Consider the following 20217-nt stretch of genomic DNA (forward strand, 5'->3'; position numbering starts at 1 on the left):
AATTCCATTTAAGACAAGTTTTCCCGTATTGCGGGTATCGGGACAAACCCCAATTTCGGCCGTTTGTCACACCTTTTCGTCGCGCCCAAATTTGATTTAGCGTCTTGACAATTCAAGGTATTTTCACGGAAATGATGGCCCACGCTCCCGGGCCCACCTTTCGATGATCAAATCCGAACTGGTTCAGCGCATTGCCGAGCACAACCCGCATCTCTACCAGCGGGATGTCGAGAACATCGTGAACGCCATCCTCGATGAGATCGTTGCGGCCCTGGCGCGCGGCGATCGGGTCGAGTTGCGCGGCTTCGGCGCGTTCTCGGTCAAGCACCGTCCGGCGCGTGCGGGGCGCAATCCGCGCACCGGCGCGCATGTTCCGGTCGATCAGAAGAACGTGCCGTTCTTCAAGACCGGCAAGGAAATGCGCGAACGGCTGAACCGCGACAATCCCGAAAGCGGCGGCTAAAAGTTTGGCGCGACGGCCTCTAAATAGAGGCCTCATAATACTGTATCGGCCTTAATTGCCGTATCGGCCATGGCGTATGATGCGGCGGCCGCACACGGCGATCAACGCGAGCGCGATTCATGCGAAAATTCATCACCTATGTGATCGTGATTCCGCTGGCCCTGATCTTCATCGCCTTTGCGGTCGCCAACCGGCATTTCGTCACGGTCTCCTTCGATCCCTTCAATTCGGCCGATCCCGCGCTTGCGGTATCGATGCCGCTGTTCGCGCTGATCATCGCGGTGGCGATCGTCGGCGTGATTGCGGGCGGCTGCGCAACCTGGCTCGGTCAGCGGCATTGGCGGCGGGCGGCGCGCCGGCACCAGGCCGACGCCCGCTCGCTGCGGGCTGAATTGGCCGGTCTCCGCGCGGCCAGCAGCAGGCCCGAAACCCGGGGGCTTCCGGCCCCCTCGCAAGGCGGGTTTTACGGGGTTTCCGGGCGAGACAAGCAGGGCGCGACATTGTAAACCGCCCCCATCAGAAACCCTTTTCGTCAGAAGCGTTTTTCGTTAACCGAGACCCATGTCCCTGCTGGTCAAAATATGTGGCCTGTCCACGCGCGAGACGCTTGATGCGGCGCTCGGCGCGGGTGCGGACATGGTGGGTTTCGTGTTCTTCCCGCCCTCGCCGCGGCACGTTTCGCTTGAGGCCGCGCGCGAGCTCGGCGGCGAGGTGCGCGGCCGCGCAAAGAAAGTGGCGCTGACGGTCGATGCCGATGATGCCACGCTTTCCGACCTCGTGCAGGCGCTCAAGCCCGATATTCTGCAACTGCATGGTCGCGAGAGCGCCGCCCGCGTGACCGATCTCAAGCGCAAATTCGGGCTCGAGGTGATGAAGGCGCTTGCCGTCGAAACCATTGCCGACCTTGCCGTGTTGCCGGATTATGCAGTCGTCTGCGATCGCATCCTGTTCGACGCCCGTGCGCCCAAGGGCGCGACGCGGCCGGGCGGGCTGGGTGCCGTTTTCGACTGGCACGTCCTGGAAAATCTCGACATCAAGCCGCCGTTCATGGTGTCCGGCGGGCTCTCCGCCGACAATGTCGCCCAAGCCGTCCGTGTCACACGCGCAGGCGGCGTGGACATTTCCTCCGGGGTCGAGCGCGCGCCAGGTGTCAAGGATCCCGCAATGATCGAACGCTTCATCCGCGCCGCGCGCGCGACGCAAGAGCTGGCCATCCGATGACTCCCGCAAGACCAAATTCCTACCGCAGCGGCCCCGACGAGCGCGGTCATTTCGGCATCTTCGGCGGCCGCTTTGTCGCGGAAACCCTGATGCCGCTGATCCTCGACCTTGAGAAGGCCTATGCCGAGGCCAAGGCCGATCCGGCCTTTCAGGCGGAGATGAACGGCTACCTGCGTGACTATGTCGGCCGGCCCTCGCCGCTCTATTTGGCCGAGCGGCTGACCGAGCATCTCGGCGGTGCCAAGATTTATCTGAAGCGCGAGGAGCTCAACCACACCGGTTCGCACAAGGTCAACAACGTGCTCGGCCAGATCATGCTGGCGCGCCGCATGGGCAAGAGGCGCATCATCGCGGAAACTGGCGCCGGCCAGCATGGTGTCGCCACCGCGACGCTCTGCGCGCGCTTTGGCCTGGAATGCGTGGTCTATATGGGCGCGGTCGACGTGGCGCGGCAGCAGCCCAATGTCATCCGCATGGAGATGCTGGGGGCGAAGGTGTTTCCGGTGCAGTCAGGCTCGCGCACGCTGAAGGACGCGATGAACGAAGCGCTGCGCGACTGGGTCACCAACGTGCACAACACTTTTTATTGCATCGGTACGGTCGCAGGTCCCCACCCCTATCCGATGATGGTGCGGGACTTCCAGTCGGTGATCGGCGACGAGACGCGCAAGCAGCTACAGGAAGCCGAGGGACGGCTGCCCGATTCGCTCATTGCCTGCGTCGGCGGCGGCTCCAATGCGATCGGGCTGTTTCACCCGTTCCTTGATGATCCCAGTGTGGAGATCTATGGCGTCGAGGCGGCCGGCCACGGGCTGACGCAATTGCACGCGGCCTCGATCGCCGGCGGCCGGCCGGGCGTGCTGCACGGCAACCGCACCTATTTGCTGATGAACGATGACGGCCAGATCCAGGACGCTCATTCGATCTCCGCGGGCCTCGATTATCCCGGCATCGGCCCGGAGCATTCCTGGCTGCATGAGGTCGGCCGGGTCAAATATCTCTCGGCGACCGATGATGAAGCGCTCGCCGCGTTCCAGCTTTTGTCGCGGCTGGAGGGTATCATCCCCGCGCTGGAGTCCGCGCATGCGATCGCCAAAGTGATGGAACTCGCGCCGCAGCGGCGGAAGGATCATTTGATGGTCGTCAACCTCTCGGGCCGCGGCGACAAGGATGTGCCGCAAGTCGGCGACCTCCTGCGGGGGAAGAATTCATGACCACCCGCATCGATGCGCGTTTCGCCCAACTCAAGCGCGAAGGACGCTCGGCTTTTGTCACCTTCCTGATGGCCGGCGATCCCGATTACGAGACCTCGCTTGCGATCATCAAGGCGCTGCCGAAGTCCGGCGCCGATGTAATTGAGATCGGCATGCCCTTCACCGATCCGATGGCGGACGGGCCTTCGATCCAGGCTGCGGGCGTGCGGGCGCTCAGGGGCGGCATGACGCTCAAGAAGACGCTCGAGCTGGTGCGTGCCTTCCGCAAGGACGACGATGCGACGCCGCTGGTGCTGATGGGCTATTACAATCCGATCTACATCTATGGCGTCGACAAATTCCTTGCGGATGCGAAGTCCGCCGGCGTCGACGGCCTGATCATCGTCGACCTGCCGCCGGAGGAAGACACCGAGCTCTGCGTGCCCGCGTTGAAGGCTGGGCTCAACTTCATCCGCCTGGCGACGCCGACCACGGACGACAAGAGGCTGGCCGCGGTGCTCGCCAATACCTCCGGCTTTGTCTACTACGTCTCGATCACCGGCATCACCGGTGCGGCCGCGGCCGATTCGAGCGCGGTCAGCCAGGCTGTTGCACGGATCAAGCGGCATACGAGTCTGCCGGTCTGCGTCGGCTTCGGCATCAAGACCCCGCAAGCGGCGCGCGCCATTGCCGAGCATGCCGACGGTGCGGTGGTCGGCACCGCGCTGGTCGATGCATTGCGCGCGAGCCTCGATGCGGAGGGGCAGGCGACCGCGAAAACCATCAATGCCGTGGCGGAGCTGGCTGCGTCCTTGGCGCAGGGCGTCCGAGGCGCCCAGCAGGCAGCGGAATAGGCCAATTGGAGTTCAGCGGCGGCTTGCCGGCCCTCCGCCCAGCCGCCATATATCCCATGCGATCGGCAAGGCTTATCGCAAACCGGAGCGAAACATGAATTGGCTCACCAACGTGGTCCGGCCGAAGATCCGCAACATGCTGCGGCGGGAGACGCCGGAGAATTTGTGGATCAAGTGCCCGGATTCCGGACAGCTCGTGTTCTACAAGGACGTCGAGGCCAATCAGTTTGTGATCCCCGGTTCGAACTACCACATGCGCATGGGCGCGGTGGCGCGGCTGAAATCGATCTTCGACAACGAGACTTGGTTCGACGTGGCGCTGCCCGAGGTGACGCCCGATCCTCTCAAATTCCGCGACGAGAAGCGCTATGCCGATCGCGTCAAGGACGCGCGCGCCCGCACCAATCTGAATGACGCCGTGAAGGTCGGCTACGGCAAGTTGGAAGGCGCGGGCGTCGTCGTCGCCGTGCAGGATTTCGAGTTCATGGGCGGCTCGCTCGGCATGGCGGCGGGCGAGGCGATCGTCCGCGGCATGGAGCTCGCAGTGGAGAAGAAATCGCCGTTTATCATGTTCGCGGCCTCCGGCGGTGCGCGCATGCAGGAGGGCATCCTGTCGCTGATGCAGATGCCGCGCACGACGGTGGCCGTGCAGATGCTGCGCGAGGCGCGGCTGCCCTATATCGTGGTGCTCACGAATCCGACCACCGGCGGCGTGACCGCCTCCTATGCCATGCTCGGCGACGTCCACATCGCCGAACCCGGCGCGCTGATCGGCTTTGCCGGCGCGCGCGTCATCGAGCAGACCATCCGCGAAAAATTGCCGGAAGGTTTTCAGCGCGCCGAATATCTGAAAGACCACGGCATGGTCGACATGGTCGTGCATCGCCACGATCTGCGTCCGACGCTGGCGCGCCTGTTGCGGCTTTTGACCAAATCGCCTGCGCTGCCGGGCGGGGCGAAAACCGCGCCGCTCGTTCCCGAGCCGGCGACAATCATCGCGGCACCGGACGTCGCGCCGGCCGCTCCGCACGCGTGAACGCGGCAGCCGATACACCGCGAGCGCGGCTTGACGAGCTGATCGCACGGCTCTCCGCGCTGCATCCCAAGCGGATCGATCTCACGCTTGATCGTGTCCATCGCCTGCTCGCGCAGCTCGATCATCCCGAGCAAAAGCTGCCGCCGGTGATCCATGTTGCCGGCACCAACGGCAAGGGCTCGACGGTCGCCTACTTGCGCGCGATCCTGGAAGCCGCAGGTTTGCAGGTTCACACCTATACCTCGCCCTATCTGGTGCGCATCAACGAGAGCTTCCGGCTCGGCCAAGCCGGCGGCGGCCGACTGGCGAGCGACGATGAATTGTGCGCGGCGTTTGCTCGCTGCGAGCACGCCAATGACGGCGATCCCATTACCTTCTTCGAGGCCAAGACCGCGGCGGCCTTTTGTCTTTTCGCGGAGCATCCGGCCGATGTCGTGCTGCTGGAAGTCGGGCTCGGCGGCCGGTTGGACGCAACCAATGTGATCGAGACGCCGCTTGCCGCCGTGCTGACGCCGATCAGCATGGATCACACTGACTTTCTCGGAGATAGCCTGATCTCAATCGCCGGCGAGAAGGCCGCGATTATCAAGCGCAACGTGCCGGTCGTCTGTGCCGAGCAGCCGCCGGAAGCGATGGACGTTATCGAGATGCAGGCGCGGCGCCGGCGTGCGCCGCTCTATGCCGCGGGCCAGCAATGGCATGTCGGCGTCGAGCGCGGCCGGCTGGTCTATCAGGACGATCGCGGTCTCATGGATCTCGCCGCGCCAAAATTGTTCGGACGGCATCAGTTCGACAATGCGGGGCTTGCAATTGCGACCTTGCGCGTCGCCGACAAGCTCAGGATTCCGCATGCCGCGTATGAGGCCGGCATGGTCAATGCCGAATGGCCGGCGCGGATGCAGCGGCTTTCCGCAGGGAACCTGATCGGCCTTGGTCCGCAAGGTTGCGAGATCTGGCTGGATGGCGGTCACAACGCGGAAGGCGGCCGCGTCGCCGCGTTGGCGCTCGGCGATCTGGAAGAGCGTGTGTCGCGCCCGCTGGTGGTGGTCGCAGGCATGATGGCCAACAAGGACGCCCTCGCATTTCTCAACAATTTCGCCGGACTGACGCGTCACATCATCGCCGTACCGATTCCCGGGCAGGACAATGCGATGCCGCCGGAAAAAGTCGCCGATGCCGCACGCGCGCTCGGCATGCGGGTGGAGATCGCCGACGGGGTGGAAGCGGCGCTATGCGCGATCGCGCGGCTCGCCTACGAGGTGCCGCCGCGGATCCTGATCACGGGCTCGCTCTATCTCGCCGGCCACGTGCTGGCGATCAATGGCACGCCGCCGGTGTAGAGGATGATTGCTTGAAACGGTCGGGCTGCGAACTCGACCACCTCTCTCCTTCGGAAGAGGTGAACGGAGTGAACCAACTCAGCTTCACTCACTCGGATATCCCTCAAGCCAGCAGCTTTCTCGGATCGGCCGCCTTCTGCTTGAGCTGATCGAAGGTGCATTGCCGCGGCGCCTTGTCCGGGCGCCAGCGCAGGATCGAGGTGCCGTGGCGAAAGCGCATTCCGGAGAAATGGTCGTAGCAGACCTCGATCACGAGCTTTGGCTTGAGCGGACACCACTGCGCCGAGCGTTCGGTCGACCAGCGGCTGGGGCCGCCCGGCGCATTGCCGGTAAAGCCGGGCGGGCCGATCAGCGGTTCGAGTTTTTCGGTGAGCGTAGGTTTGTCCTGCTGCTTGATCGCCGAGGTGAAACCGACATGATTGAGCAGGCCGGCGTCGTCGTAGAGCCCGAGCAGCAATGAGCCGACGACCTTTTTGCCGGCGATGCTCTTGGTCGCATAGCGGAAGCCGCCGACCACGCAATCGGCGCTGCGGAGCTTTTTGATCTTCTGCATGCCCTCGCGATTTCCTGCCTGATAGGGCAGGTCGCGCCGCTTCGCGATCACGCCGTCGCAGCCGCCGCCCGACTCCGCCAGCCATTTTTGTGCGGTCGCGTAGCTGGTCGTTGTTTGCGACAGGCGGAAGGCCGGGTCGGACTTGAAATTGGCTTTGGCAAACGCCTCCAGCGCCGCGCGGCGCTCGCTCAGCGGGCGCGTGGCAAGCTCGCGATCCCTCGGGTCGGTAAGCAGGTCGAAAGCGATGAAGAGCGCCGGCGTTTCCTGCGACAGTTTTTCCACCCGGCTGACGGCAGGATGAATCCGCTGCAAGAGGTCGTCGAAAGAGAAGCCCTTGCCGTGCGGCACGACGATCTCGCCGTCGAGCAGGAAGGAGGTCGCCTTCAGCCGCAGCGCCGCCTCGACCAATTCGGGGAAATAGCGCCCCAGCGCCTCGCCGGATTTGGAGCGCAGATCGACCTTGCCGCCTTCACGGGACAACAGGCAGCGAAAGCCGTCCCATTTCGGTTCGTATTGCCATTCACGCCCGCGTGGAATGGCGTCCACCGACCGCGCTTCCATCGCTTCAATTGCGCGGTGTTGGGAGGCGACTTTGGCGGAGCGAGGGCGCAAGGGCAGAACTCTGGGCGGTGACTATTTTGACCGAAGCAAGCCCCCTGTTTGACCGTCATCCCCGCGCAAACGGCGTCGCCGTTTGTCGCTGGAGGCGCTCGCCCTGCTTGGGGGGCGAGCCCCTCCAGGGTAACGGTGACAGTCTTAGGAGCTCGTTTCGGTCCAAAACGGTTATGCCGTAACGCGACAACTGTCCTCTCAACGCAAACGGCCGGCGAAATCGCCGGCCGGTCTTAAAAAATATTGCTATCGGACGCGAGGGTCAGACCGCAGCGGAAATCCACTGCTGCAGCTTCTGCTTCGGCGCGGCGCCGACCTGGCGGGACGCCATTTCGCCGCCCTTGAAGATCATCAAGGTCGGGATCGACATCACGCCATACTTGGAAGCCGTCTTGGGGCTCTCGTCGACGTTGAGCTTGACGATCTTGACCTTGTCGCCCATGGCGCCGGCGATCTCGTCAAGCGCGGGCGCGATCATGCGACAGGGGCCGCACCATTCGGCCCAGAAATCGACGACGACCGGGCCGGACGCCTTGAGCACTTCAGCTTCGAAATTGGCGTCAGATACTTTACCAACGGCCATGGGATTACCTCGCTTAAGTTGGAGAAAGGCGCGGCAGAAGTGAAAGAATCGCGCCTGGGATCATGCAACAAAACCTATGAACGGGGTCTTGCCGGGTCAAGCGCGCCTGGGGCCCGATCCAGGGATGCCAGCGCCGCGTCCAGCGCGGGCGGTAAAATCTCCATGAATTCAGGGGTTTCGGTCCAGAGCAGCGCGGTCCTTATGCTGCGTTGCGGATAAAGCCTGGCCAGCACCGCCCGGTACAGCGCAAGCTGGCGGACGTAGTGCTCTGGCGCCTCGACGGCGTCGGAGGGCGGATTATGATTGGTCTTGAAGTCGACGATCAGCACCTCGCGGTCCGTCACCACCAGGCGGTCGATCTGGCCTGATACCAGCGGCCGCCCGGGCAAGTCGAGCCGGCCGGCGATCGAGACTTCGGCGCGGCTTCCTTCCGCGAACACGGGCGCGAAGCGGCGATCCTCGATCAGCGCCAGCACGTTTGTCGCGAGCGCGTCCCGCTCGCCCTCGGTCCAGCCAGCCGCATTGCGGGCGAGATAGGCGAGCGCGGTGTCGCGCCGTCGCGCCGCCGCGACATCAGGCAGCGATTGCAGCAGGCGGTGTACCAGCGTGCCGCGCTGCATGGCGCGCGAGCGCAGTATGGGCGATTCGCCCGACCGGATGCCGCGGCCCGCGCCACCCGTGTCCGACGGACGCAGCGGATTGTCGATGGGAGCGGGCGCCGGCAGCGGGACTGCCAGCCACTCCGGCAGTTCGCAAGGTGTGTGGGTCGCGGTCGGCTCGGCGGCGCCCGTCGCGGGAAGCGCATCCTGTGGCCGCAAAAAGCGCTTCACCGGACCATCGGCTGTCTCGATGGTTTGTTCCGTCAGTCCGGAATTGGCGAGGCCTTTGGCGATCAGGTCGTACCAGCAGAGCTTTCGCACGCTGTTCATATTGCCGGGCATGCAGCCGCCGACGATCAGCCGGTCGGCGGCGCGCGTCATCGCCACATAGAGCAGGCGCCGATATTCGTCCTCGGTGTCGCCCAGCATCACTGCGCGGGCGCTCGCGACTGCGGCCGGATCATCCGCCTTGCGCCCGGCCCAGACCACGACTTCGCCGCCTCTGCCATCGGGCAGATAGATCAGCCGCAGGCGCTGCGTGTCCGCCGGCGAAGACGTGGTGTCGACCAGGAACACCACCGAGGCCTCTAGCCCCTTGGCGCCGTGCACGGTCATGACGCGGACTTCGTCGCGCGAGATTTCCATGTCGCGCTTCACTTCGGTGTCGGCCGCGCGCAGCCAGGCGACAAAACCCTGCAGCGACGCAGGCGCCTTGCGCTCGTAGTTCAGGGCAAGCTCGAGAAATTCGTCAAGCGCGTCATTGGCCTCCTGGCCCAGCCGTCGCAAGAACCGGTTGCGACCGCCGTCGCCGCCGAGCAGCCAGGCGTAGAAGGCAAACGGCGTTTCGTTGGTGGAACGGCGTTCGCACTGCTCGAGCCGCCTCGACGCGGCGCGGAATTTTTCGCCTGTCGCGGCATGCTGCGCCAGCGCCTCGCGCAGGCTGCCCTTGCGCTCCCAGGCGAGTTCGAACAAGTCGTCATCATCGAGGCCGAACAGCGGGCTCTTCAGCGCCACCGCCAAGGCGAGATCGTCTTGCGGGAGCAGCAGCGCATCGGCAAGGTTCATCAAGTCGATGATGGCGATGTGTTCGGTCAGCTTCAGGCGGTCCGCGCCGGCGACCGGAATATTGGCGTGCTTCAAGGCCTGGATCACCGCATCGAACGCGTTGCCGCGCCGGCGCACCAAAATCAGCACATCGCCATAGCTCAGCGGCCGCCGCGCGCCGGCATGTCCGGTCATGGTGCCCGACTCGATCAGCCGCTTGATCTCGCCCTGGATGCGGCGCGCGAGCTTGACTTCGGGGCTGGTCGCCGAGACGCCATCGAACGGCGCGCGCCAGCCTTCGATGTCCTGCTTGTCATCGGCTTCCGCCAAATCCCAGAACTCGATCACGCTGGGGCCGGCGTCGCTCAGCGATTCATGCACGGGATAAGTGTTTTCCGCATGAATGCTGCGGTAGATCGCCTCGTCCCGGAACACGTGGTCGACGGATTGCAGGATCGCCGGCCCCGAGCGGAACGAATAAGTGAAAGAGACGGGATCGAATTTGAGCCCGGCGTCCTCGAACTTCTTTTTTAGCGCACGGCGGCGCAGATCGAATTCATGGGGAGCGGCGCCCTGGAAGGAGAAGATCGACTGCTTCTCGTCGCCGACGGCGAAGATGGTGCGGGTCACGCCCTCGCGCGCGCCTTCGCCTGATGTGAACTCCTCGATCAGATGAGCAATGATGTCCCACTGCTTGGGGCTGGTATCCTGCGCCTCATCGATCAGCACGTGATCGACTCCGCGGTCGAGCTTGTAATGCACCCAGCTTGAGGAGAAGCGGTTCAGCATCTCGAGTGTCTTGTCGATCAGGTCGTCATAGTCGAGCAGGCCACGCTCCGTCTTCTCGCGGCGGTAATTGGCCGCGGCGGCGGTTGCGATGTAAAGCAGCGCCTGGGTGCGGTCGCGCACCGCCAGTGCCCGCCGCTTCTCGATCAGCCTTTCCAGACGTGCGGCTTCCGCCTCGAACAGCCGCGCCACGCTCGGATTGGCATCGGCAAATTTCCTGGTAATGACCGACTTGCGCGGCGCCTTGTCGTCGGTCAGGAACACGGTCAGGTAGGCATCGACCTGCGCGCCACCGGAAAACGCCAACGCCGCGCGCAAGCGGCTTGCCTGCTCCTGGTCCGACTTGCTGCCGGCCTCGAGCACCGCGACGATCTCCTGCCAGCGCGAGCGCGGCAGGAACCGCCCATCCAGAATCTCAGCCTCGACATCCTCGATGCGATCTGCGGCGCTGACGCCCAGCGCCGCCGACATTTGCGCCGCCGCGGCCTCGGCGGTGCCGGCGGCATCGGTCCAGCGCATGAAATGGTCGCGGGACAGACAGGCTTCGCGCACCACGTCCTTGAAGGTGACGTCGGCAGCGTTCGCCATCGCGGTCAGGAGCGCACGCCCGGTGGCGCTCTGCGGGTCGCGCGACGCTTCCAGGAACACCTTGAGGTTGGCCCGCACCATCATCTCGGCCTGGTCGCGGTCATCAAGCACGGCGAAGCGCGCCGGAACATTGGCCTCGAAGGGAAACTGCTGCAGCAGGCGGGTGCAGAGCGCGTGAATGGTCTGCACCTTCAGGCCACCGGGCGTCTCCAACGCGCTGGCAAACAATTTGCGCGCCTCCGCACGCAAGCGCGCATTGGGATAGGGAATGCCGGCCTCGCGGATCGCGGCATCGAGCGTGGCATCGTCGAGGCTCACCCAGTGGCCGAGCGTCGAGAACACTCGCTCGGCCATGTTGGCGGCGGCGGCCTTGGTGAAGGTAATGCAGAGAATCCTCTCCGGCGGCACACGGGCGAGCAACAGCCGGATCACCCGCTGTACCAGCACATGGGTCTTGCCCGAGCCGGCATTCGCCGAGACGAAGCTCGATGCAGTTGGATCCGACGCGCGCGCTTGCGTGGCGCGCACGGCTTCCGGTATGGGGCGCGGCGTTTTCACCATTCCTCCAGCCCCAAACCGCCCGCCGCCGACCATTCCTTGATGCGGGCGAGATCGTCATAGGTGCCGTAGCGGTTGCTCCACATCGGCAGGTTCAGCGAGGTGTAGGCCTGGTTTTCATCATCGAAAGCGCGCACCAGCGCTTCGAGCTTGCGTCGCGCCTGGTCAGCCGCGACATCGGGCGGCTGCGGCTGGTCGCTCTTGTTAATCTTGAGCTCCAGCACGCGCTCTTCGCCCGGCGGATTGTTGCCGGAGAGCCTGACATAGATCAGCTCGCCGACCGAGCTGCCCGCTGGAATGCCGGCGAAGCCCCCTTCGCGCAGGATCGCGGCTTCCAGTGTGAGCTGCGGCGAAAGGCCCATGCGCACCTGCTTGCCGGTCGGCGGCTGGCCGGTCTTGTAGTCGAGAATGGAGAACGTGCCGTCGCGGCGACGCTCGATGCGGTCGGCGCGCGCCGAGAGCTTGAAGCTGCGTTCGTTGTCGAGCGGGATCGCGATCTCGCCGCGGATCTCGGCCTCGATCGCCTCGATCGTCTCGCGCCGCGCCGCTTCCCAGTCGGCGAACCAGTTGGCGATGCGTTGAAAGCGCGGCCACCACAGCGCCCGCGCCTCGGGCCGCTCCATCATCGGTGCAAAATATCTGGCACCGATCTCGCGCAAGGTCCGCGCCGGCTCCCCGGGAAGCTTTTCGGCGAACGCCTTGGTGAACTCGCCGATCGCATCGTGGATCGCCGAGCCGCGATCGGCCGCCGACAGCGGCATGTCGACGGGATCGAGCGCATCAAGCCGCAAGATGTATTTGGCGTAGATCGTATAGGGATCGCGCAGCCAGTCCTCGATCGCGGTAACCGATAGTTTGAGAGGCCGGGTCGCGCGCGGCGGCCTTGGCGCGGGCTGCGCGATCGGCTCGACCTTGTCCGGGCGATCGAGCTCTTGGGCGAAGCGGACGTAATGCGCGCCTCTCCGCCTGGCGGCACTCCAGAGCTCGTCGCCCGCGACCGCCTCCAGCCGATGCAGGAAGCGCGATGCCACCGCCGGCGCGCCGCCGGCTTTGGCGGAATGGGTGAGGATGATGTCCTCCCCGCCAAGCAACTGCGCGAAGTCATGGGCGGAGAGGCCGATACGCCGCTCCGGCAGGTCAAGGCCAAGCTCGTGGCGCATCGGTCGGCTCAGCCAGGGGTCCATGCGCGGGGCGGGCGGCCAGACGCCTTCGATCAGCCCGCCCACGATGATGCGGTCGGCCTGCATCAGCCGCGATTCCAGCGGACCATAGATGTGGAGCGTGGCCCCTGCACGTTCGGGCCGCCGCACCGCGCGATCGGCAAAGGCGGTCTGGAACAGCTCGGGATAATCGGGCAGTTGCAGCGCCAGACCGCTGCGCCGTTGCTCCGCAAGCAGATCGTCGAAGGCAGCGGCGAGCGCCGCGCCATCCTGCCCCTCGAAGGCGAGGGCAAGGCCGCGCTCGTCGCGCGACAAGGCGATCAGCACCTCGTGATGGCGCTGCGCCAGCTCGGCAAAGTCATACAGCTTTGGTCCGGCGAGAGTTTCCAGGGGCGCGAGCGCCGACTTCAGCGCCGCGATCAGCCTCTCGATGCGATCGAGCTGTGCCTGCGTGAGCCTCGCTCGCTGTTCGGCGGCATGCAGCGAACAGGGCTCGCCGCGGCGCAATTTGCCGAGCTCGTCGCGGAAGCGCGCGAACTCATGCGAAAGGCCCGCCGTGCCCGGTTGCGGCCGCGTGCCGCGCAGCAGCGCCAGTTCCAGGGCTTCGATCGCGGGCTTGAGCGCACCTGCCGCGCCGCCGAGCCGGCACAACGGATGTTTGAGCAGCGCGAGCAGCGTCGCCGGCTCCAGTCCCTTTGCCACGGCTTCAGCCGCGAGGCGCGCGAAGATTCCGGCGGAGGTTTCGATCAGGACTTCGCCGCCGGAATCGTTGAAATCGAGATTCCAGCGGCTCAAGGCGGCCATCACGCGCCGCGCCAGCGCGCGGTCAGGTGTGACGAGCGCGGCGGATTTCTGCAAGTGCCGTGCTTCGCGCATGGCGATCGCAATCGCGAGCGCCTCCATCTCGGCGTTCGGCGCCTCGACGACGGCCACATTGGTCATGCCGCGCGCGATGGCGGCGGCGACGTCGGCCTGCTGCAGCCGCTCGTGCCAATGGTGGGTTGCATGCGAAGGTCGCATCGCTTCGGAGAGCAGCACGTCTCGGCCATGCGGTGCCGGCGGGACGAGACTCTCGACGTCGCGGCGCTCGATGCCGAAACGCTTGAGCAGGGCGTGCATGGCATATTGCGGATGGTTCGACGCGGGATGAATCTCGAATTTGCCTTGCGCGTCCTTGGTGCCGCCGATGGTTTTCCAGGCGGCTTCGTCCAGATCGGTGTCGAGGCCCGGCAGCACCACGGCGCCGTTTCTCAATTTCGCCACCGCGTGAAGAAATTTTGCGGTGGCCGGCATCGAGCCGGTCGAACCTGCCGCGATGACCGGGCCGGCATGATGCAGGCTCAGCCGCTTGGCTTCCGCCGCGATCAACAGATCGCGCCGCGCCGCCGGCTCGATCCTGCCGATCTCGGCAAGATGAGCGGGCCAGGTTTGGCGCGCGATCTGCAGGAATTGCAGTGAATGCTGCCAATATTGGTCGAGCTGATCGGGCACGAGATCGTCAAGGGCATCCCACGGTACGTTGCGCGTCACCATGTCGTCCATCAGCCGGGCGAGGTCGGAGGCGAGCGACAGCGTCGAGGCAGGGCCGCCGACGACCAGTGGCGCCAGCACTTCGCCTTTGGCCCAGGCGGCCACCAGCCGCGCCAGCGTCAGCCGGCGCTCCAGTTCGCCGAGCTTTGGCGGAATCTCGAGCGGCGCGGTTCCACCTGTTACGTCGGCCTCATCGCCGAACAGGAGCTCGTCTTCGTCGATATCGCCGAGCGCAACGATGCGCGGCAGCACCACAGCGTCGGTGTGCAATTCCTCGAGGAAGACCTCACGCGCCACGCGCACGGCGCGGCGGGTCGGCAGATACAGCGTTGCCGCCGCAAGCCGCGCCGGATCCTCGCGCGCGTCAAAGCCCGCGATCAGTCTGCCGTCAATCAGGGCGGCAATAACGGTGCGCAGGAAGGGGACGGAGAGGGGAACGCTGTAGACGCGCATGAGCTTGGTGATTCGACTGATTCACGCGCAATATAGGGGTTAGCGGCGCATTGGTCATGCGCGCGAGTTGTCCACGGGATTGCGGGGACAGATCGAGCAGGCTTGATGCCTGGTGGCCGGCCCGTTACCCCATCTACAGGCTAGGGGCGAGCGTCTACGCCACGCTTTCCAAAAATGCCTCTTCGGCGGCCGCCACCGCATCCGGCGTTCCGACATGCATCCAGACGCCGTCCAGCCGCAGGCCGAACAGGCGTTCCTGCTCGTTGGCGCGGTCGAACATCTTGGTCAACGAGAACTCGCCGGCGGGGGCCTCCGTGAAGATCGCGGGCGAGATGATCGCCGCACCCGCATAGACGAAGGGCACGACCTGATTCTCGCGCCGCTTGCGCAAGGCGCCGTCGGGCAGCATGGCATAGTCACCGCAACCGCTATAGCCGATGCTGCTCGCGGTCGGCGCCATCAAGAGCAGAATATCCATTCGCGCGGGATCGAAGGTCTCGGCCAACCGCGTCAGGTTGGGGCGCACGCCGTCGATCCACATCGTGTCCGAGTTGAGGTGGAAGAACGGAGCCGTGCCGAGCAGAGGCAGCGCTTTGACCACGCCGCCGCCGGTGCCGAGCACGCGATCGCGCTCGTCGGAAATGATCACGCGCGGGCGCGTGCGCGCGGCGACATGGGCGATGATCTGGTCGGGCAGATAATGCACATTGACCACGGCCTCGCTGACGCCGGCGTCCGCGAGCTTATCCAGCGCATGGTCGAGCAGCGGTCGGCCGGCGACCTCGACCAGCGGCTTCGGTTTGTGATCGGTCAGCGGGCGCATGCGCAGTCCGAGGCCCGCGGCGAGAACCATGGCTTTGGTTGGCTTGACCGACATGTTCAGGGAGTCTCGAGCTGTTTCCTTCTGGAGACCGATCTATCGCGCTGATGATCCTACCCGCGCTGATTCGGTCGGCACGCATTCCCGCTGCCATAGCGATCACAGATGACGATTATACGACCGCCGGGTCAAGCGTCTGCCGTCGTCCGTCCCGCCTGCTTTCTCTTCTTGTCGCCTTGTTTGATGAAATTCACCCCGATCTGGTCGCCATTGACCCAGGACAGCTCGCAGCGCCGGTAGGCGAGGCCGGTCGACGATAACAGCAGGAAGAATTCCTTCAGGTGCAGCCCTTCGACGGAGCCCTCGACGGTCAATTTTGCGCCGGTCTCGGACACGTCCTCCAGGATGCAGTTGCGCCGCCAGGTTCCGTCGATGCCCATCATAAACGCCGGTATGCCGCGTTCGAACACGACGCGGTCGCCGGTGCGCCGCTCATTCGTCATCTTTCGCTCCAACCCCCTAACCCAGGTGGATAGCCCCTCTAAGCAACGGGCGCTCATCCAGCGCCGTCGTCCTGAAGAGGCCGCGAACCGCGGCCGCCTCGAAGGGCGACGGCCCCGCTCTCGTACTCGGGCGTTCATCCTTCGAGGCTCGCTCCGCCAGCACCTCCAGCGAAAAACGGCGAAGCCGTTTGCGCGAGGATGACGGTTTGAGAGCGGCACCGCGACTCTTGAGAACAATGCCGCTCGTGCGAGACTAACGGAATGTTGACTAAGAAGCGGTAAATCAGCCAACCGGCGGCGGCACGTGGGCCGCATACCAGGCCTTGATCGGCGCGAGGGCGGGGTGGGCCAATGACCTGGTCAGATAGGTCCAGATTCTCGGCTGATGGCGCAGATAATGCGGCTTGCCGTCGCGCCGGTTCAGCCGCGCAAACGTGCCAAGCAGCCGCGTGTTGCGCTGTGCCGACATGATGGCATAGAGCGCGGCAAAGGCGCTCGCGTCGAAATTGGCGTCGATCTCACGCCGCGCCTTGATGTAGCGCGATAGAAGCGAGAGCTCGAGCTGTTCTGGAACGTCGAGCCGCGCGTCCTGCAGCAGCGACACCAAATCATAAGCGGCCGGGCCCAGCACCGCGTCCTGGAAATCGATCAGGCCGACCCGGGCGATTCCAGCGCGCTTCTCCAGCCAGATCAGGTTGGGGGAATGGAAATCGCGCAGCACCCAGGTCTTTGCGGCCGCCGCGGGCTTTTCCAGGAGGTCCCGCCACAGCTCGAGGAATTCGGCGCGCAAGACTTCAGTCAGCGCGACGCCGCGATCCGGCAGATACCATTCCGCCATCAATCCGATCTCGACCAGAAGCGCATCGGTATCGAAGAGCGGAATGCGATACTCCGCATGCGGCGCCAGCGGCACCGTTTCCGGCAGCGTTTTGCCGTGCAGCGCCGCCAGCAGGTCAGTCGCCGTTTCATAGCGGTCCGGAATCGGGTGCGGCGGGTCGCCTTCGAAGAAGCACTCGCTGCCGAAATCCTCCGTGATCAAAAACCCGCTCTCAAGATCGGCATGATAAATCTCGGGCGCGGAGAAACCATGCGCGCGCAAGCCGCCCGCGATGGCGACAAAGGGTTTGACGTCCTCGGCCAGGTGCACCGCGGCGCTATAGGGCTTGCCGTCATAGACCGGCGGTCCATCCGGCCGTCGCGGTGAGTTCATCAGGATGAAGCTCTCGCCCCCGCGCAGCAGCCGCGCATAAGAGCGGATCGAGGCATCGCCGGCCATGCGGCGTCGCTTGGCTGCGAGAAAGCCGGCCTGCTCGAGGAATTGCCTGAGCGACTTCAGCCGTTCGATCTGCGCCGCGGCCCTGCCGAAGCCCTTGATCTCGGCGGTGCGTGCGCCGGCGTCGTGCTCGGGGCGATGGCTGAAATTGATGTCGATGCGGTCGGCCGGCAGCATCTCGCCGGCGCGCTCCGGCCACTCCATCAGGACAACCGTTGCCTCGGGCAAAGGCGAGAGCCCGATCTCTTCCAGCTCGCTCGCGTCGCTGACGCGGTAGAGGTCGGCGTGAACGAGCGGAAAGGATGGCAGGTCGTAGGATTGCGCCAGCGTGAAAGTAGGGCTTGGGACCTCCAGCTCCTCGTCGTCGGCGAGATAGCGGATCATCGCCCGCGCCGCGGTGGTCTTGCCGGCGCCGAGGTCGCCCGACAGCGTGATCACATCGCCGGGGCCGATCAGGAGCGCGAGATCCGCCATCAGATGCGCGGTCGCAGCCTCGTCGGCCAGCAGCGCAGAGAATGTCGCAGCTTCCCTCATTCCGCGGCGTGACGCTGCGCCTGATCGGTCGGAAATTCGCAAGTCACCGTGGTGCCCTTGCCGATCGCGGAATCCACCCGCACCTTGCCGCCGTGCAGCTCGACGAAGGAGCGCACCAGCGACAGCCCGAGCCCGGCGCCACGGTGGCGTGAGCCGTGGGAGCGGCTCTCGAACCAGTCGAACACCTTGTCCTTCATGTCGGGCGGGATGCCCGGACCTGAATCGGTCACGGTGAAGATGATGCTGTGATCGGTCCTGATGGCGTTGACCACGACGGTTGCGTCCTGTGGCGAAAATCCGACGGCGTTGGCGAGCAGATTATACAACACCTGGACCACGCGGCGCTCGTCGCCGACGAAGCTGCCAATGTTCGGGGCGATATTGACCCTCAGGTGGATGCGGTCGGTGGCGAGCCGGTCCTGGACGCCCTCGGCCGCGGCGGCGATCGCCTTCGGCACGTCGACGGGCCCGAGTTCCAGTCGCATCGCGCCGGCATCGATGGTGGCGAGGTCGAGAATGTTGTTGGTCAGCGCCAGCAGCGCGTTGGCCGATTTGGTGACGTAGTCCAGGTATTCGGCCTGTTTCGGCGTCAGCGGCCCTGTCGAGGGATCGCTGAGGAAATGCGCGAAACCGATGATGGTCGTCAGCGGCGCACGCAATTCGTAGGACACGTGGTGGACGAAATCGATCTTCATCTGGCCGGCGGCCTCGAGCGCCTCGTTGCTTTCGCGCAGTGCGCGCTCGACATTTTCGGTATCGGTGATGTCCTGGAAGGTCACCATGGTGGCGCCGTCCGGAAGCGGCCGGATCAGGCAGTCGAGCACGCTGCCGTCCTTGCGCTCCATCTTGAGCGGCACGTCGATCCGGTTCTCGATTCCGGTGATCGCTTCGCGGATGATTTGCCAGGCCCGTGCATCGTCGAACAGCGGCTTGGACCAGGCTGCGACGGTATCTATATGCGGCTCCTCCCGCAGCGCCTCCGCGGACAGCTTCCACATTTTGGCAAAGGCCGGGTTGAACAGACGCGCCCGGCCGTTGCTGCCGAACACGGCGACGCCTTCAGCCAGGCTGTCGAGCGTCTCGCGCTGCACGCGGATCAGGCCGTCGAACCGCCGCGCCAGATCGAGGCTTTCGGTGACGTCGTCGAACAGGTAGGTGACGCCGCCTTCGGGATTGGGCGTGGTGACCACGCTGAGCGCGCGGCCGTCGGGCAGGAACCAGGTGTCCTTGGCGGTCTCGACTGCGCGGTAGGCTTCGTGCAGTTTGGCCTTCCAGGCGCGAAAATCCGCCTGTTCCGGCAGTTTGCGCGCGGCGCGCAGCCGATCCAGTACACTGGAATCGTCGGGATGGCCGTCGAGAAAGGCCGGCTCGAGATCCCATAGCCGCCGATAGGAATCGTTATAGAAGGCGAGCCGGCGCTGCCCGTTGAACACGGCGACGCCGGAGGAGAGCTGGTCGAGCGTCCGACGATGCGCCTCCGCCATCCGCACCAGGGCCGAGCTCAGCGCATGCGCCTCGCTGGCATCGATGGCGATGCCGACGCTGCCGCCTGCGATATTGACCGCACGCACGTCGTAGATGCGCCGCTCGCCACTGGCGACGATCGGCAGGCGCGCGCTGAAGCTCGTCCCGTTCTTCAGCGCGCGTTCCATGTCGGTGCGGTCGGCGCTGTCGAGCAGTTCGAGGTTGCGGGTGACGGCATCGGTGATGCCGGCCGCGTCGGCCGCGCGGGCATAGGCGTCATTCACATAGGTCAGGCCGCCCTGAGTGCCGCGGGCCCAGATCGGCCAGGGTGCCGCGGCGGCGAAGCCGCGCAATAGCTCGGTTTCCTCCGTGAGCTGCCGATAGCGCAGGTTGGTTTCCGCAAGCTCCCGGCGCAGCCCGCTGAGCTCGCGGATGCGCACGATTGCCTGCCCGCCGATGGCGCGGCCCATGGCCTCGATGGCGCGTCCGTTCGTGGTGGTCAGATTGAGCAAGAAGCCTTCGCCGGTCTCGCGCAAAGCATCCACCGCATGGTCCATCTGCAGCGCGGGTTCCGGCGGCAGCCAGGTTCCGAACGCGAGCACGCGCTGTGGCAGATCCTGATGCACCAGAAGCGAGATGTCGCCGGAAATCTGCGGGCGGTCGTCACCGGCGGCCCAGGAGATCAACACCTGCGGCTCGGCGAACAGCAGCGCGCGATAACTGTCGGCCTCGACCTGGAGATCACCAATGCGGCTACGCAGCCGCACCGCGTCGCGCGCCGCGCCCACGCGGGCGCGCACCAGCAGAATGGCCGACACCACCGAGAAACCGAGCAGTGCCAGGACCCCGGCGAGTACCGCGATGTCCTGGCGGTTGAAGGCGAGAGCGGTCGCGATGCTGTCGAGCGCCGAGATGTCGGCGGCCTGAGCGCTGCTGCCCGGCCACAGCGTTGCTGTGGCAAGTCCGCCCAGGCTGTTGCGTGCCAGCGATGTGCACGACAGCAGCGTCCGACGCATCGCCACGATTACGCCTGACATGATTGCCCCAAAA

The 20217-nt window shown here is 65.2% G+C and carries 15 protein-coding genes; 7 read left to right on the plus strand and 8 right to left on the minus strand.

Annotation, left to right across the window (positions count from 1 at the left end; all coding sequences use genetic code 11):
* Positions 1 to 163 precede the first annotated feature (163 nt).
* The 7 genes from F758_RS0120090 to F758_RS0120120 all read left to right on the plus strand — a co-directional run bounded on the left by F758_RS0120090 (position 164) and on the right by F758_RS0120120 (position 6107).
* Complete coding sequence (locus tag F758_RS0120090) at positions 164 to 463, plus strand: integration host factor subunit beta (RefSeq protein WP_024509552.1); 300 nt, start codon at positions 164 to 166, stop codon at positions 461 to 463.
* 119 nt (positions 464 to 582) lie between these two features.
* A complete protein-coding gene (locus tag F758_RS0120095) occupies positions 583 to 969 on the plus strand; it encodes a lipopolysaccharide assembly protein LapA domain-containing protein (RefSeq protein ID WP_024509553.1) in 387 nt (128 codons plus the stop codon).
* A gap of 55 nt (positions 970 to 1024) precedes the next feature.
* Positions 1025 to 1684, plus strand: a complete 660-nt coding sequence (locus F758_RS0120100) for a phosphoribosylanthranilate isomerase (protein ID WP_024509554.1) — start codon at positions 1025 to 1027, stop codon at positions 1682 to 1684.
* A complete protein-coding gene (gene trpB / locus F758_RS0120105; RefSeq protein ID WP_024509555.1) occupies positions 1681 to 2898 on the plus strand; it encodes a tryptophan synthase subunit beta in 1218 nt (405 codons plus the stop codon). Before F758_RS0120100 ends, trpB begins: the two co-directional genes overlap by 4 nt.
* Positions 2895 to 3731 carry a tryptophan synthase subunit alpha gene (trpA, locus tag F758_RS0120110; protein ID WP_024509556.1) on the plus strand — a complete coding sequence of 279 codons (837 nt, stop codon included), beginning with the start codon at positions 2895 to 2897 and terminating at the stop codon, positions 3729 to 3731. The genes trpB and trpA overlap by 4 nt, the downstream gene beginning before the upstream one ends.
* 94 nt (positions 3732 to 3825) lie before the next feature.
* Complete coding sequence (gene accD, locus F758_RS0120115) at positions 3826 to 4767, plus strand: acetyl-CoA carboxylase, carboxyltransferase subunit beta (protein ID WP_024509557.1); 942 nt, start codon at positions 3826 to 3828, stop codon at positions 4765 to 4767.
* Positions 4764 to 6107 (plus strand): bifunctional folylpolyglutamate synthase/dihydrofolate synthase, encoded by a 1344-nt coding sequence (locus F758_RS0120120; protein WP_024509558.1) that lies wholly within the window; start codon positions 4764 to 4766, stop codon positions 6105 to 6107. The genes accD and F758_RS0120120 overlap by 4 nt, the downstream gene beginning before the upstream one ends.
* Before the next feature lie 103 nt (positions 6108 to 6210).
* On the opposite strand, the gene F758_RS0120125 is transcribed toward F758_RS0120120, so the two are convergent.
* The 8 genes from F758_RS0120125 to F758_RS0120160 form a co-directional block, all read right to left on the minus strand.
* Positions 6211 to 7221, minus strand: a complete 1011-nt coding sequence (locus F758_RS0120125; RefSeq protein WP_024509559.1) for an ATP-dependent DNA ligase — start codon at positions 7219 to 7221, stop codon at positions 6211 to 6213.
* Positions 7222 to 7534: 313 nt separating this feature from the next.
* Positions 7535 to 7855, minus strand: a complete 321-nt coding sequence (gene trxA, locus F758_RS0120130) for a thioredoxin (RefSeq protein ID WP_024509560.1) — start codon at positions 7853 to 7855, stop codon at positions 7535 to 7537.
* A 74-nt stretch (positions 7856 to 7929) separates the two neighbouring features.
* Complete coding sequence (gene addA / locus F758_RS0120135) at positions 7930 to 11433, minus strand: double-strand break repair helicase AddA (RefSeq protein WP_024509561.1); 3504 nt, start codon at positions 11431 to 11433, stop codon at positions 7930 to 7932.
* Positions 11427 to 14573, minus strand: coding sequence for a double-strand break repair protein AddB (gene addB, locus F758_RS0120140; protein WP_024509562.1), 3147 nt, complete (start codon positions 14571 to 14573; stop codon positions 11427 to 11429). Before addB ends, addA begins: the two co-directional genes overlap by 7 nt.
* Positions 14574 to 14727: 154 nt before the next feature.
* On the minus strand, positions 14728 to 15450 hold the full coding sequence (locus tag F758_RS0120145) for a nucleotidyltransferase family protein (protein ID WP_024509563.1): 723 nt from the start codon (positions 15448 to 15450) through the stop codon (positions 14728 to 14730).
* Positions 15451 to 15581: 131 nt separating this feature from the next.
* Complete coding sequence (locus tag F758_RS0120150) at positions 15582 to 15896, minus strand: PilZ domain-containing protein (RefSeq protein WP_024509564.1); 315 nt, start codon at positions 15894 to 15896, stop codon at positions 15582 to 15584.
* A gap of 283 nt (positions 15897 to 16179) precedes the next feature.
* On the minus strand, positions 16180 to 17703 hold the full coding sequence (gene tsaE, locus F758_RS0120155; RefSeq protein WP_024509565.1) for a tRNA (adenosine(37)-N6)-threonylcarbamoyltransferase complex ATPase subunit type 1 TsaE: 1524 nt from the start codon (positions 17701 to 17703) through the stop codon (positions 16180 to 16182).
* Positions 17700 to 20204 (minus strand): sensor histidine kinase, encoded by a 2505-nt coding sequence (locus F758_RS0120160; RefSeq protein WP_024509566.1) that lies wholly within the window; start codon positions 20202 to 20204, stop codon positions 17700 to 17702. The genes tsaE and F758_RS0120160 overlap by 4 nt, the downstream gene beginning before the upstream one ends.
* Between the last annotated feature and the right edge of the window lie 13 nt (positions 20205 to 20217).

Source organism: Bradyrhizobium sp. ARR65 (assembly GCF_000472385.1).
Classification (GTDB): domain Bacteria; phylum Pseudomonadota; class Alphaproteobacteria; order Rhizobiales; family Xanthobacteraceae; genus Bradyrhizobium.

Excerpts from the sequence above, each read along its gene's own strand:
- F758_RS0120160 (WP_024509566.1), bottom strand. The coding sequence starts at position 20,204 with ATGTCAGGCGTAATCGTGGCGATGCGTCGGACGCTGCTGTCGTGCACA.
- tsaE (WP_024509565.1), bottom strand. The coding sequence starts at position 17,703 with ATGAGGGAAGCTGCGACATTCTCTGCGCTGCTGGCCGACGAGGCTGCG.
- accD (WP_024509557.1), top strand. The coding sequence starts at position 3,826 with ATGAATTGGCTCACCAACGTGGTCCGGCCGAAGATCCGCAACATGCTG.
- F758_RS0120090 (WP_024509552.1), top strand. The coding sequence starts at position 164 with ATGATCAAATCCGAACTGGTTCAGCGCATTGCCGAGCACAACCCGCAT.
- trpB (WP_024509555.1), top strand. The coding sequence starts at position 1,681 with ATGACTCCCGCAAGACCAAATTCCTACCGCAGCGGCCCCGACGAGCGC.
- addA (WP_024509561.1), bottom strand. The coding sequence starts at position 11,433 with ATGGTGAAAACGCCGCGCCCCATACCGGAAGCCGTGCGCGCCACGCAA.
- F758_RS0120150 (WP_024509564.1), bottom strand. The coding sequence starts at position 15,896 with ATGACGAATGAGCGGCGCACCGGCGACCGCGTCGTGTTCGAACGCGGC.
- trxA (WP_024509560.1), bottom strand. The coding sequence starts at position 7,855 with ATGGCCGTTGGTAAAGTATCTGACGCCAATTTCGAAGCTGAAGTGCTC.
- F758_RS0120095 (WP_024509553.1), top strand. The coding sequence starts at position 583 with ATGCGAAAATTCATCACCTATGTGATCGTGATTCCGCTGGCCCTGATC.
- trpA (WP_024509556.1), top strand. The coding sequence starts at position 2,895 with ATGACCACCCGCATCGATGCGCGTTTCGCCCAACTCAAGCGCGAAGGA.
- F758_RS0120125 (WP_024509559.1), bottom strand. The coding sequence starts at position 7,221 with ATGGAAGCGCGGTCGGTGGACGCCATTCCACGCGGGCGTGAATGGCAA.
- F758_RS0120100 (WP_024509554.1), top strand. The coding sequence starts at position 1,025 with ATGTCCCTGCTGGTCAAAATATGTGGCCTGTCCACGCGCGAGACGCTT.
- addB (WP_024509562.1), bottom strand. The coding sequence starts at position 14,573 with ATGCGCGTCTACAGCGTTCCCCTCTCCGTCCCCTTCCTGCGCACCGTT.
- F758_RS0120145 (WP_024509563.1), bottom strand. The coding sequence starts at position 15,450 with ATGTCGGTCAAGCCAACCAAAGCCATGGTTCTCGCCGCGGGCCTCGGA.